The sequence below is a fragment of the Facklamia sp. P12955 genome, assembly GCF_050409565.1.
GTDB lineage: Bacteria > Bacillota > Bacilli > Lactobacillales > Aerococcaceae > Facklamia.
This window is the reverse complement of sequence record NZ_JBNUPF010000007.1, coordinates 35812-50463: the sequence shown is the minus strand read 5'-3', so window position 1 is coordinate 50463 and position 14652 is coordinate 35812. Positions and strand designations below refer to the sequence as shown.

General features: G+C 35.2%; 11 protein-coding genes and 1 pseudogene. 10 read left to right on the top strand and 2 right to left on the bottom strand.

Features of this window, described 5'->3' with window-relative positions; genetic code table 11:
* Positions 1-53 precede the first annotated feature (53 nt).
* Positions 54-1325: an ABC transporter substrate-binding protein gene (locus ACQV2G_RS03040; protein WP_428875021.1), complete on the bottom strand. Its 1272-nt coding sequence runs from the start codon at positions 1323-1325 to the stop codon at positions 54-56.
* A 110-nt stretch (positions 1326-1435) separates the two neighbouring features.
* Between ACQV2G_RS03040 and ACQV2G_RS03035 the strand changes: the two genes are divergently transcribed.
* From ACQV2G_RS03035 to mgtE, 5 genes and pseudogenes are all read left to right on the top strand, one after another.
* Positions 1436-2734, top strand: coding sequence for an alpha-amylase family glycosyl hydrolase (locus ACQV2G_RS03035; protein WP_428873509.1), 1299 nt, complete (start codon positions 1436-1438; stop codon positions 2732-2734).
* A 132-nt stretch (positions 2735-2866) separates the two neighbouring features.
* A pseudogene (locus ACQV2G_RS03030) lies at positions 2867-3121 on the top strand (ArsR/SmtB family transcription factor); the annotation flags it as partial.
* A gap of 28 nt (positions 3122-3149) precedes the next feature.
* Positions 3150-3548 (top strand): arsenate reductase ArsC, encoded by a 399-nt coding sequence (locus tag ACQV2G_RS03025; protein WP_428873510.1) that lies wholly within the window; start codon positions 3150-3152, stop codon positions 3546-3548.
* A 10-nt stretch (positions 3549-3558) separates the two neighbouring features.
* Positions 3559-4611 (top strand): ACR3 family arsenite efflux transporter, encoded by a 1053-nt coding sequence (arsB, locus tag ACQV2G_RS03020; protein ID WP_428875023.1) that lies wholly within the window; start codon positions 3559-3561, stop codon positions 4609-4611.
* A gap of 263 nt (positions 4612-4874) precedes the next feature.
* A complete protein-coding gene (mgtE, locus tag ACQV2G_RS03015; protein ID WP_428873512.1) occupies positions 4875-6197 on the top strand; it encodes a magnesium transporter in 1323 nt (440 codons plus the stop codon).
* A 210-nt stretch (positions 6198-6407) separates the two neighbouring features.
* Here the strand turns inward: mgtE and ACQV2G_RS03010 are convergent, their stop codons facing one another.
* Complete coding sequence (locus ACQV2G_RS03010; protein ID WP_428876111.1) at positions 6408-7745, bottom strand: MATE family efflux transporter; 1338 nt, start codon at positions 7743-7745, stop codon at positions 6408-6410.
* 189 nt (positions 7746-7934) lie between these two features.
* Here ACQV2G_RS03010 and ACQV2G_RS03005 point away from each other — a divergent pair, with 189 nt between their 5' ends.
* From ACQV2G_RS03005 to ACQV2G_RS02985, 5 genes are all read left to right on the top strand, one after another.
* Positions 7935-9170, top strand: a complete 1236-nt coding sequence (locus tag ACQV2G_RS03005) for a lipid II:glycine glycyltransferase FemX (protein ID WP_428873514.1) — start codon at positions 7935-7937, stop codon at positions 9168-9170.
* Between the two features lie 301 nt (positions 9171-9471).
* Positions 9472-10707 carry a lipid II:glycine glycyltransferase FemX gene (locus ACQV2G_RS03000; RefSeq protein WP_428873515.1) on the top strand — a complete coding sequence of 412 codons (1236 nt, stop codon included), beginning with the start codon at positions 9472-9474 and terminating at the stop codon, positions 10705-10707.
* Positions 10708-10810: 103 nt separating this feature from the next.
* Complete coding sequence (locus tag ACQV2G_RS02995) at positions 10811-12196, top strand: L,D-transpeptidase family protein (RefSeq protein ID WP_428875025.1); 1386 nt, start codon at positions 10811-10813, stop codon at positions 12194-12196.
* Between the two features lie 153 nt (positions 12197-12349).
* Complete coding sequence (locus ACQV2G_RS02990; protein WP_428876110.1) at positions 12350-13543, top strand: peptidoglycan bridge formation glycyltransferase FemA/FemB family protein; 1194 nt, start codon at positions 12350-12352, stop codon at positions 13541-13543.
* A gap of 133 nt (positions 13544-13676) precedes the next feature.
* Positions 13677-14582 (top strand): LysR family transcriptional regulator, encoded by a 906-nt coding sequence (locus ACQV2G_RS02985; protein WP_428876109.1) that lies wholly within the window; start codon positions 13677-13679, stop codon positions 14580-14582.
* Positions 14583-14652: the final 70 nt, after the last annotated feature.

Sequence of the window (14652 nt, the reverse complement as noted above, 5' to 3'; positions counted from 1 at the left end):
AGGAACTAGAAGAAACCCTCTAGTCCCTTTAAGAACACTGCTAAATTAACCTTTTATTTTGAAAGTTGTGAAATTTCTTCAGACATTAGTTGAATGAATTCATCTTTGTCAATGTTACCTTGAGCAAATTGACCATAGATAGGGCCTAGGTTATTCATACCGAAACCATCAGGCATAAAATAAGTCGAATCAAAGGAGTAAACTGGCTTTTCATCAACAATCCATTGTGCTAAGAATGCAGACATTGGCGCTTGTGGTGTTTCTTCAGTGGTTGAGAAAGGTGAGATCATATTGGCTTGGTTTACAATATAGTCTTGACCTTCAGGAGTATCCACCATGTCTTGGAAGAATTTATTGATAGATTCCATTGCGCCAGATTCTTTATTCACAACATAATATGATGGAGCACCAATAAAGAGACCATCAGCATTTGCATCAGTTCCTAGTGTTTGATAAGGAATGAAGCCCATTTTGAAATCAGCCTCTAATTCTGCTAAGTTGGGATCTTTCCAGTTTCCTTGATGAAGGAAAGCTGCTTGCCCTGTAGCAAAAGCAATATCCATGTCTTCTTGTGTACCTACTGTTAACATTTGCTTGTCAGTATGTTGGAAGAGAAGCTCTACCCAATCCGCATAGTTTGCCATACGGTCTTCATCGACTTCGCCTTTTAGGGTCATTTCTGTAACAGTACGGTCACCATTTTCTAAACCGGATCCAAGATAAGCGTTGAAGTCATGATTACCCATAATCCATGTTTCGCCTTCTTTAGTAGCATTTGCTACAACTGAAGTCAGTCCTAATTCTTCTTTACGATTTTCTAAATCTTCAAAAGCAGCTTTGACTGCTTCAAAAGAATCTAAACTAGCTGGATCAATGCCTGCTTTTTCTAAAAGGTCTGCATTATAAGCTAAACCATAGCCTTCAACTGAAACAGGGAAACCATAGACTTCATCGCCTTGTTTAAATTCAAATTCAGTTTGATCAATCCAATCACCTTCAAGAGGAGTGAGGAAATCAGCCCAGATATCGTAGCCTCCTTGCCCTTCAATAACAAAGACATCAGGACCGTCACCCGCTGTGAAATCTGATTTCAATTGGTCACCTAGAGTACAGGAACCTGAACAGACTTTAACTGTAACATCCACTCCATTAGCCTCACCCCATGTTTTAGCATAGTTAGTTAAAGCCTCTTGAGTTTCACTTTTGTTAGAATAGAGCGTAAAAGCATCAGGACTGTCGGACGCAGCTGAAGCGCTCGGCAGAGATATGAGAGAACTAGCCGCTAAAATCAAGCTAGCCTTAGAAATTTTTGATAGAATTGTCATGGTATTCCTCCTATAATTTTAACTTTTGTTATAATAATTATAGCTTTAAGAATAAAGGTTTGCAATCGTTTGCAAAATTAATAAAAAAAGTTACAAACAGGAGGACTAGGATGGCTAAAGAAAGTGCATTAGAGTTAAGGAAGCTGGTAATTTACAGTATATTTACCCGTAACTTTTCAAAAGAAGGTAGTTTTAAAGAGGTGGAAGCTGAAATTCCACGTTTAAAAAAGTTGGGGGTTGATATGGTTTGGTTTTTGCCTCATTATCCGATCGGAAAGATTAAACGAAAGGGCACAAAAGGATCACCCTATGCCATAAAAGACTATCGCGGCATTCACTCAGAGTTAGGTAGTCGCGAGGATTTTATTCATTTAGTGGATCAAATTCATCAAGCGGGTATGAAAGTGATGATTGATATCGTTTATAATCATACCTCTCCAGACAGTCTTTTAAGCAATCAAAAATCTCAATGGTTTTATCAAAAACCAGACGGCAGTTTTAGTAATCAGATTGGTGATTGGACAGATATTATCGATTTGGATTATAATGACAATTTTGACTTATGGGATTATCAAATTGAGACTTTAATGGACTATGCCAAAATCGTTGATGGTTTTCGCTGTGATGTAGCTTCTTTAATTCCTTTAGATTTTTGGTTGGCTGCTCGTGAAGCAGTTAAAGAAGTTAATCCTGACTTAGTGTGGTTAGCAGAGAGTGTTGAGCCTTCATTTATTCTCGAAACAAGAAAACAAGCTATGACCGGACTGTCAGACTCCGAAGTCTATCAAGCTTTTGATTTGACCTATGATTATGATATTTTTAATGATTGGGTTGCTTATTTAGAAGAAAATCAACCTTTATCTGCTTACCTTACTAGTTTAAATCGACAAAATTGGATTTATCCTGCCAACTTCACTAAATTACGTTTTTTAGAAAATCATGATCAAAAACGTATTGCAGCAAGAATTAAGGATAAGCACTCGTTAGAACAAATAACAGCCTTTAACCTCTTTTTACGTGGTGCGCATTTAATCTATAATGGACAAGAGATTCAAGCTAATCATCTACCTAATCTTTTTGAAAAAGATCCAATCGACTGGTCTAATGAGTCGACTTTTTCAGAGTATTTAGCGGACTTAATCCAAATTAAAAAGGAGTATATTCCTTGTGAAGGAAGTTTTGAAGTGGGTGGTGATGATGACTTAGAAGCTGTTTGGGTTAAGTATCAAAACCATGAAGAATGTTTGATGGGGATCTTTGCTTTAAATAAAGAAAAACATGGTTCGATTAAAATACCACTTGCTGATGGAGCATATCGTCATCTATTAGAGGATAGATGGATAAAAGTTAATGATGGAGAAATAGCCTTATCCGATAGACCTCAATACCTCACTTATAAAGAAGATTAAAGCCAAGCCTCATATCAAAACAAATTGGTATAAGGGTACATTTGTTATATGCTGAAACATCAATAAGATTTGATGTGAGGTGATAAAATGGAAGATTTAAAGGTGATGGTTGATTAAGACAAAGCGTTAAGTGATGAGAATCGTTTAGTTATTTTGCAGCTTTTGAAGAAGGGGGAACAGTGTGCTTGTGTATTACTTGAGCAACTTGACCATTCTCCATCGGGATTGTCTTACCACATGAAAAAAATAGTTGGATCAGGCATTGTTAAAGAGCGTCAGGAAGGGAAATGGGTTTACGGTCGTATTTCTAATCAAGGGCGAAATCGCTTTATGTCAAATCTCAATGTTTTAACTAAGCCTACTGATAAAGAAATCAACAAGTTTTAAGCAGTTAGCTATTTAAAGGAGTTGTAAAATGAAAAAAGTAGCATTTGTCTGTGTTCATAACTCATGTCGAAGCCAAATAGCAGAAGCGCTTGCCAAACGTTATGGTCAAGGTGTAATTGAGGCATATTCAGCTGGAACGGAAGAAAAAGATCAAATTAATCAAGAGGCTGTGCGTTTAATGAAAGATATCTACCAGATAGATATGGAAGCTAACCAGCAGCCTAAATTAATCACTGAACTAGCTGAAATCGACTATTTGATCACTATGGGCTGTAATGTGAATTGTCCGTTTCTTCCTTTTAATGATCGCAAAGAGGATTGGGGCTTAGAAGATCCCAGTGGTAAATCAGATGAAGCATTTAAAGAAGTGATTGCTTCGATTGATCAAAAAGTCAAAGAATTAGTTGCCGAAATTAGTCAATTATAGGAGGTTTTTTATGAATCAAGTTGAAATGAAATCGTTTGAAAAAAACTTAACATTATGGGTGTTGGTTTGTATGATGATGGGTGTGTTAATTGGAAAATTCATTCCGCAAATACCAGTCTTTCTCGGGCAATTTGAATTCTATAATGTTTCCATTCCTACAACTATTCTCCTATGGATTATGATTTACCCTATGATGTTGAAAATAGATTTTAATAGTGTTAAGAATATTGGAAAAAATCCTAAGGGCTTATATATTACTTGGATGGTCAACTGGGTGATCAAACCACTTACCATGTATTTAATCGCTTATTTATTCTTTAATATTATTTATGGTCGTTTCTTATCAGCTGAATTAGCTTCTGAATATGTAGCGGGTGCCGTTCTCTTAGGAGCAGCTCCATGTACTGCTATGGTCTTTGTTTGGTCGAAATTGACTCGAGGAAACAGTGCTTATACTTTGGTTCAAGTGGCAACCAATGATTTGATCCTTTTAGTAGCTTATGTGCCAATTGTTAGTTTCTTATTAAAGATGGGGAATATTGCTATTCCTTGGGAGACGCTATTATTATCTATTGTACTTTTTATTGTTATTCCGCTTTTAATGAGTATGGTTACACGTCGCATTATTATCTCAAATAAAGGCAATGATTACTTAGAGAATACCTTTATTCCATCTTTTGATCGTTACACTTCTTTAGGCCTATTATTGACTTTGATTATTATTTTCTCTTTCCAAGGTAACCATATTATGAATCAGCCGCTTAATATTCTATTGATTTCTATTCCTTTGATTATTCAAACTTTACTAATCTTTGGAATTACTTTTGCTATAGCATATAAAGTCAACTTGCCATACTCAATAGCAGCACCTTGCGGCATGATTGGTGCTTCTAACTTTTTTGAATTAGCGGTAGCGGTAGCTATTTCACTTTTTGGACTTTCTTCTGGAGCTACTTTAACGACTGTTGTCGGTGTCTTAGTAGAGGTGCCTGTTATGTTAATGTTAGTTCGCTTTGCTAATAGTAAGCAACATTGTTTTAGAAAAGAAGAGCAATCCATTTAATAGATTGCTTTTTCAGCTAGCATTCGATTAAATAAATTGCTATGATATAATGAATATAAATAATTTCAAGGGGTGAGTAAGATGGATGCTGGAGAAGATGTTCGAGTCTGGAGTAACAAGAATTATAAAAAAAGACATTCACTATCAGCATCGCTTACTCGCCTTGCTTTTAGTGGGTGTTCTTTAATTGTTTAACTATAAAAATGACAGTGATTTGTAAAATCACATATAAATGAAAGAATTTTCATTTAGGAGGGAAACAAATGAAGAAATACCAAATCGATCAAATTAATCATTTACAAGAAAAAATCAATCGCATGGACCCAATTGATATTGCTGAACAATTTGATAACTTAACGGCCTATGAAATTGCTTTAAGGATTAAATTGTTGAGTAAAGATCTATTAGCGGATACTTTTGCCGAGCTGAGTAAAGAAAAGAAAATGGAAATCATTGAGATTCTATCTGATGAAGATACTGGTGAATTGATCAAAGAACTTGATGAAAATGAACTAGTTGACACTTTGCAAGAATTACCAGCCAATATGGTAAAAAAAATCATGCAATACTTTGTCACCGAAGATCGGCGACCAATTATTAATCAATTGTTGGGTTATCCAGAAGAAAGCGTCGGATCAGTGATGACCGTTAACTTTTTAGCTGCAAAAGAACGCTTGACCCTTAAAGAAATATATAATCTGGTACTCCAATCAGATCTAGATGCCAATAAATTAGAACAAATCTGGATTACAGATGGATCGCTACGCTTGTTAGGATTTATTCATTTGGGTGATTTAATTCGTTATCCTCAAGCTGAAGTATCTGACTTATTAAAGGGCTTAACACGCACAGTATCAGCTAAAGATGATCAAGAAGTGGTAGCTAAATTGGCTCAAAAATATGACTTGTCAGAAATACCGGTTGTCGATTCAGAAAATCGTTTAGTAGGTACTGTTCCTGTTGAATGGGCCATTGATATCTTAGCAGAAGAGTACCATGAAGACTTCGGAAACATTCACGGGATCAATGACGTGGAAGAAACGCATTATTTAAAACAATCTGATTTGTCGATAGCCCGCAGTCGAATTACCTGGTTAATCATTTGTTTAATTACTGCATCTGTCACGGGTTTTATAATTCAACGCTATGAAGTGACTTTAGCTACCAACGTAGCTTTAGCCATGTATATACCGATGTTAATGGATAGTGGGGGGAATGCAGGAAGTCAGTCCTCGACTACTATTATAAGAGCCCTATATTTAGGAGAATTACAAGGTGTTTCTTTTGTGAAAATTTTACTAAAAGAACTTAGGATAGGTTTTATTGTTGGACTTGCCTTGGTTGTGGTCAATATGTTAAGAATTTTAATTTTAGATTCTGTTTCATTCCAAGTGAATCTGGTCGTATCGATCACTTTATTAATGACCGTCATGTTATCCAAAGTAATCGGTGGTTTATTACCAATTTTGGCAGACAAATTAAAGATCGACCCTACTGTTATGGCAGGTCCTTTAATTACGACGATTGTTGATACTGCATCCTTACTAGTATATTTTGAAGTAGCTAGTCGTTTATTGAATATTTAATCCAGTGAAAACCATCTTGTTGCTAAAAGACACTGCACCCCATAAATGGGACAGAATAAAAACACCTTTCACACGAATTCTGAACGGCTCCTTGTTAAGTAGATAGGTAAAAAAGTAAATTTTATGCACCTATGGATTTTATCCGTAGGTGTTTTTATGTTGGTCTCACTATTTGGGGTCAGTTCTAAAAACAACAAGATGGTTTTTATATTAAATACGAATTTGAGTCCATTTTCCTGCCTTAAATCGGTGGCGCATAAGAAGAAAGCGTGAAAATTGATCAGATAGTACACCGATCCAAATGCCAGCGAGTCCGAGCTTAAAAATATTGACCAAAATAAGAGTAACTGCGGTACGAATAATGGATGCTGAAATAATTCCTACGAATAAGGTATATTTAACATCACCACCTGATCTAAGACAACCTGCATAAATGATTTGTGAGATCTGTAATAGAACAATGACCATAGTGAATTGAATAACAATAATAGATTGGTCAATCAACTGAGGGTCCCTGAAGTAAATACCCATTAAATCGCGTCCGAAGAAGAATAAAAAGGCTGAGAGTATTATAGAAATAACAAGTCCTATTCGTTGGCAAATTTGACCAAATTCAATCGCTACTTTAGGTTTTTCTTCACCTAAGGCCTTACCTGCAAGAGCAACAGCCGCTACCTGCATTCCATCCGCAAAAGAAAATCCTAAACCCAAAATATTCATACCAGCATTATGGATTGCGAAAGTGTTTGTTCCTAAGCTAGCAGCAGTTAATGCAGTGGCTAAGAAACCAATCCGCATCGCTAAGTTTTCGATATACATAGATGATGAGAGCTTCCCAATCGTTTTAGCAACATTGAAATCAAAATGAACTTTGTTTTTCAAGAGATACCTAACTTGAATCAAACTATGAGGTTTAAATAATGAGCGTACACTCATAAACATTGCTACGACTGAACCGAGTACAGTCGCAATAGCCGCTCCTTTAATACCTAAAGCCGGGAAGCCAAACTTACCACCAATTAATAGGTAGTTAAAGAAGACGTTCAAGACAGAAGAAGTCAGGTTAGTGACAAAAGCTATTTTGGTATTACCACTTCCTCTTTGAGCGGCATTGATCGTCATAGCAATTAAGTTAAAGACCATGCCACCCATAATAATTTGATAATAAAGAACTGCAGAAGGGTGAGTATCTGGTTGACTACCTGCTAAGTGGATAATATCACTGGCAAAGAAAACAGTGATCAAACTAAAAAGTAAACATAATATAAGAGTTAGAATCATGGCGGTAAGAAAAACGCTATTAGCACCCATTTTATCTTTTTGACCTCGACGTCTAGCAACTAAAGACGAAACGGCTATATTAATCGAAATAAAAATTGCTAAGGCAATAAATTTTGGTTGAGTGGTTAAACCAACGGCTGCAATGGCATAGCTTCCTAAACTTCCTACCATCATGGTATCTATCATCCCCGCTAAGGCAATAAAAAAAGACTCCAAGACCGAAGGCCAAGCCATTTTTAAGGCTGTTAAATAATATTTTTTGTTCATTTTAAATCATCCTTTATTTAACTTTGTAAAAAAAGTATTCAACTACAATCCTATAACTTTGCTGTCTATATTACCAGAAAATTGCCCCCTTTGTTTCTACCAACGGAGTTTGAATATGTTTGAATTAATATCAGTAGAATAGCTACTTATGCTATAATGTTTGAGAATGGACGGAGAAGGAGTGCCACAATGATTCAAAATATTAAAATTAGTGACAAAGAACATGATCAATTTGTAAAAGAACATTCTAATGGCGATATGTGCCAACTATCCTCTTGGGGAAAAGTAAAACAAGCTTTTGGTTGGAAGTGGTCAAGAGTTAGTGTGGGAACTGATGCCCAAGTGACAGGCGCCGCTTCCTTATTATATAAAGAAATCCCATTGATCAAACGGTCTATCTGTTATGTTTCAAGGGGATTCGTGGTCGATTGGTTCGATGATGAATCGGTCAAAGCATTGTTAGAAGCGGTAAAAGAAGATGCTAAAAAACACCGCGCTTTTCTAATAAAAATAGATCCTGATATAGAAGAATCAACAGCTGGTCTATTAGAACAAATTGAATCCTTTGGCTTTAAGCATCAAGGGTTCACTTTTGGCTTTAAAGAGGCGGCTCAACCGCGCTTTCATATGGTAACTGATATTAATAAGAATGAAAAAGAACTCTTAAAATCTTTTCAAGGTCGAACGCGAACTAATGTCAGAAAAGCCAATAAGTATGGCTTTGATTTAGAAGATGCTCCTGAGAGTAAGATGTCTATTTTCTATGACATCATGAAAGTTACTGGTGATCGAGATGGCTTTTTAATTCGTGATCTTTCATATTTTAAACGCATTTATCAAGAAATGAATCCTCCTCATGAAGCCAAGCTCTTTTTAGTAAAATTGAATCCAGACCAAGCAATCAAAGGGCTCGAACAAGATGTTAAAAACCGCCAAAAAGAACAGAAGAATTTGTCGAAGAAAGAAATCAGTGAAGGAATTCTGCAACAGTTAGAACAAATCGAACAGTCGATTGCAAATACTTACGATTTAATAGAATCCTTAAAGCAGGCAGAAAACGAAAGTGAAGAAACCATCTATTTATCAGGAGCAATCTACGTTCAATGTGGACGCAAGGCCTATTATTTATATGGTGCATCTTCTAACCAATTCCGTGATTTATTACCTAATTACTTTATGCAATGGGAAATGATGCGTTATGCTCAAGAACAGGGGTGTTTATCGTATGATTTTGGAGGGGTGTCGGGTATGGAGGGGCATCCAGAGGATGACGCACCTGGTTTGTTTGAATTTAAAAAGCGATGGGGAGCTAATAAAAGAGCTCGAATCGGTGAGTTTGATTACGTACTTTCGCCAATACTTACTAAATTATATCGCTTTGCCTTTTCTTTAAGAGCGCGATTGATTCAGCTTAGAAATCGGTAACGGCTTTATTTTAACGAAAGTTAAAATGGATATTAGCAAGCTACTTCTAGGGGTTCAAATTTTAAGTGAGTTACATATGAAATTAAGATTATATTTAAAATACTATTCGAACACCTGAAGTAGAAATATTGAATTAAATTCTTCCTTATTATTTTATGGCTAGTAATATATAATAGCCCAACTTATATTTTTATTTCTAAGATTCACTTAATTTCATTTAATTAGAATGTAAGAGCGGATCAATTGGAAGATTTTTCACCTATGCTATAATATCAAAGAAAGATGGAGAAGGAGTTCCACAATGATTCGAAATATTATAATTAGTGATACTGAACATGATCAATTTGTAAAAGACCACCCCAATGGCGATATGTGTCAATTGTCTTCTTGGGCCAAAATAAAGCAATCTTTAGGTTGGAAGTGGTCGAGAGTTAGTGTGGGCCATGAAGACCGAGTGACAGGAGTTGCATCCTTATTATATAAAGAAATTCCTATTATCAAACGTTCTATTTGTTATGTGTCTAGGGGATTCGTGGTCGATTGGTTCGATAACGAATCAGTTAAAGCCCTTCTAGAAGTGGTTAAAGAAGATGCAAAACAACATAATGCTTTTTTAATCAAAATTGATCCAGTTCTAGAAGAGTCCACCCCTCATTTATTAGAACAGATTGAAAGCTATGGATTTAATCATCAAGGGTTTACCTTTGGTTTTAAAGAGGCGATTCAGCCCCGTTTCCATATGATTACAGATTTAAATAAAAGTGAAAAAGAAATACTGGATTCATTTCAAGGATTGACTCGTACTAATATTCGAAGAGCTAATAAATATGGCTTTATTCTAGAAGAGGCGCCTATAAGTAAAATGGCTATTTTTTACAATCTTATGAAAGAAACAGGTGCAAGAGGGAAGTTCTGGATTCGAGATATAAGTTATTTCGAGCAAATTTATAATGAAATGAATCCAAAAGGAGAAGCACAATTTTACTTAGTGAGGTTAGATCCAAAAGCAGCCATAGAAGGATTAGATGCTAATGATAAGAATCGTCAAAAAGAATTGAAAAGTCTCAAAAAGAAAAAACCAACTCCAGAATTTGAACAACAAATCAAACATTTAGAAGAAGCGATTGAAAAATCTGCTCATCAGAAAAAAACTCTTGAGCAAATTGCTCAAGAAAATCCAGCCGGCTATTACTTATCAGGAGCCATTTTCGTTCAATCAGGTGGGAAAGGCTATTATTTATATGGTGCCTCATCTAATCAACTACGTGAATTACTACCGAATGACTTTATGGTTTGGGAAATGATGCGTCAAGCGAAAAAGCGGGGATGCCATTCATTTGACTTGGGAGCAATTTCTGGCTTAGAAGATAAGCATGAAGATGATGCACCCGGACTGTATAATTTTAAGAAACGTTGGGGTGCCGTTAAAAGTGCTCGAATTGGTGAGTTTGATTATGAATTATCGCATTTTATTTCAATCTTATATCGTCAATTATTTAAGTTGCGCCAAATTTACTTTAATTGGCAAAAGAATTGAAAATAATAGTCGTAAAGAACGATAACTGACAAATTGTAATAGATTATTACTAGAATATTCATAAATACATGATATACTAGAATCTCGAAAGGGAGGTAATTTTGTGAAATTTTTAAAACGCTCACTGGTAACAATAATGATAGTAAGCCTAATCTTTGGTTTAGTATATGCAGGTGGAATCGGCTATTATTCTAATCGTTTTCAAGCAAATACTAAAGTGGGACAAATTGATGTAAGTAACTTGACACTCCCTCAAGCAGAGGAAAAAATAGAAAAATATGTACTAGATCAACAAATTGAATTTTTTGAAAATGATCGGTCAGTAGCAAGTATTAAAATGAAGGATTTACAGCCTCAAATTGACCAATCTGCTAAATTGGAAGAGCTTTATAATAATCAAAATCCAAATGCTTGGTTAAATTATTACTTTAAAGGTCAAAGTTTTGAGGACACCTCTTTAACTGACATAGAGATCGATTACCAAGTATTACAGGATAAATTAGAGGCCCAAGGCTTAGATAATAATAAGCGTTCCGCTTCACAAGATGCCTTTATCGACTATTCAGAAGCAGAAGGCTACCATGTTGTTGAAGAAAAACAGGGAACTCAGATTGATGAGGAAGCTTTAAAAAATGGTATGATGGCTCAGATTCAAGCGGGTAATTCTAACGTAGAATTAAATCAATATTACAAAAAGCCTACAATGACCAGTCAAGATAGCAAAATTGAAGAGTTTTTGGAACAAATTCAAGATGTTGTAGATACAGAGATAACTTTAGAGATTGATGGCAACGAAGAAGTCATTCCTAAGAAAGAAATTGAAAAGTGGCTGCATTTTGATGAGAACAATCAAATCGTTTTCGATGAAAATATGATTATGGAATTCTTAAAAACATACAATGATAAGTATTCATCTTACTTAAATCCTCGTTCCTTTAATTCTACTTTACGAGGTCAAGTTACAGTACAACCTGGTACTTTAGGATGGTCAATTGATCGACAAGCTGAAGCGAGTCAAATTGTAGAAGATTTGCAAAAAGGCGAGGACGTACGTCGCGATCCAGTAGTAGTAGGAAGCGGTTATGGAAGTGGTGGCGATGATATTGGTTCAACTTATGTTGAAGTAGACTTAGCTAACCAAACAATGTTTATCTATATTAATGGTCAACTTTTCACACAAACACCGATTGTTTCAGGAAAAGATGGGGCTGAAACAGTTCCAGGCGCTTATGCAATTTGGAGCAAGGAAAGAGATCGGTATTTAGAAGGATATGACTGGGTAAACGAAAAAGACTATAAAGTACATGTGGATTATTGGATGCCGTTTGATACTGTTGGTCAAGGTATTCATGATACTGCTAGTAGACCGGCCTATGGTGGAGATATCTATCGTTCTAATGGATCAATGGGATGTATCAATACTCCACCAGCAGTTATGCAACAAGTTTATAACGCTTTAGAAGTTGGTACGCCTGTCATTGTTTTCTAATTTATGCAATTTTTTTAAATACAAGCATCAGCATATGTGATTGTTCACATATGCTGATGCTTGTTTTTTTATTTTGAAGAAACTGCGGCAGGTTAAAAACTTAAAAATAGGCGAGTATAAACACTGACATTCTTAAATACCTTGGAGGTAGCCATGAAGATTATTGAAATTTCTTATGATGAACTTGCACATTTTTTAGCTAATAAAAGTGGCTTTTCTTTTTTACAAACAGCTCAAATGGCTAAAGTTTTAGTTGCTCGCGGTTTTCAGGAAAAACGTTTAGCTTTAGAAAATGCAGGAGTTATAAAAGCTGTGGGATTGGCTTATAGCCAAAAGGTCTTCGCCGGTAAAAGAATGGAATTAATGGCAGGGACTTTTGCAGCAGAAGAACAGTATGAATCACTTTTCTACCAGCATCTAAAGTTATATGCCAAACGCATGAAAATCACGGAGGTGATTATTCAACCTAATCACAAGGATCATCTCTATAATAGTGAAGCAACAACCATTAAGGATTTAGAAGCAATACCAAGCTATTTTGATGAATTAGGTTATACTAGAGAAAAGTCAAATGTCTACAATATGCAAGGAATGCCGACTTTCCAATATTTAAAAGATTTAAGTGCTTTTACATCAGAAGATGAAAAATTGCTTTTAAAATCTTTTAATAAAAATAGTCAAAGAAAGATTAAAAAGGCTAAGCAGTTTGGTCTTTCGATACGAACAATGGACTATGAAGAAATGGAAGATTTCTGCAGAATAACTAGGGAAACCGCTCAAAGACAGGACTTTGGAGATAAATCACTAGATTATTATCAAGCAATGTATAAAAACTTTAAGGATCAAGTTGAGTTTTTAGTAGCTGAGATCAATCTTCCTAAAGCCATTGAAAAACTAAAAAGACAAATCAATGAATTAAACCCCAAAAAAGTTCAAGATCAAGACCGAATCAAGTCATTAGAGAAAGATATAGAAATGGTTCAAGCCATTCAAGATGAAGAGAAAAAAGAAATTATTCCTTTAGCAAATATGTTAATAGTTTATTTAGATCAAGAAGCAACTTATTTTCTGGGGGGATCGCTAGAATCTTATCAAAACTTTTCAGCTCCATTTCTATTACAATATGAAGCCATGATGCGAACAATTAAAAAAGGGATTCCTTATTATAATTTTTATGGAATTGAGGGGGAATTTGATGGAAGTGATGGCGTTATGCGTTTTAAACAAAATTTCAATGGTTTTATTCTTGAAAAAACGGGCGTTTTCTTCTATCGTCCGTTCCCGCTTTATTATAAATTGACTCACTCTTTAAAAAGAATAGTATTTGGCTTAATTCCAAAAAAATAATGCAAAATAGGATAAAAACCATCTGCAATAAACAGGAGGTTTTTGTGCAGAAAATAAAGCGTTTTCCTTTTAGAATATTGAATATCTGATATAATTGAAGAGAAATAATTAGAATCTGGAGAAAGGTAAAAGAATGGATATTAGACAACTAAAGTATTTCGTTGAAATTGTTCAGTCAGATTGCAATATGACTAGAGCAGCTAAGCACCTTTTTGTTAGCCAATCTGCACTTAGTCAAATAATTTCTTCATTTGAAGAAGCTCATAATTTAGACCTTTTTTATCGCGAAAGAGGTCGCTTGGTAGGACTGACGCCGATTGGTCATAAGTATTATAAGTATGCTTTAGAAATGATTGGTCTTCATGATCGAATGATGACGACCATTCACAATGAGTCGCGCAAGCTTAATAATGTGGTACGCATCGGTCTACCTTCTATTGTATTGAGAACTAGACTAACTAATGTCGTCTTAGATTTACGAAAAACTTATCCGGATGTAAACCTAGAAATTATTGAGGGCGGTTGTCAGTTCTTATATGAAAGGTTAGATGAAGGCGATGTGGATTTGGCTATTCTGATGGATCCCATTCGACGGACAGGGGAATTTCAAGACCAGGTTCTGATTCACGATAAATTTGTTGTCTTTATGGATCCTAACAATCCTTTAGGCAAGAAGAAAAAAGTGACCTGGGATGAAGTGAACCAAATGCCTATTGCCATTTTTAATGAATCATTTTCTACTAATCGTTTGGTAATGGATCAATTTGCTCAAAGACAGATGAAACCTGAAATTTTCGTTCACTCTTCTTCTTGGGAATACCTTATTGATCTTGTAAAAGGGAATGAAATAATTACGATTCTTCCTCTATCTACTTATCATTTAATGAATTCGGATCAAATAATTTATCGCGAATTCAAAAAAGATTTACCTTTTAATATCTATTTATCAAGAAAAAAATATGAAGCTTACCCGACCAGCCATAACTTACTTTATGACTGGATTAAAAACTATATAGACCAGCAAGTAATTAGTGGGTAAGAGTCAAATATCTTTCAAGCATATTTCTAAATTTTAGAAATATGCTTTTTTTGTGCTGTCCACTCTTTTT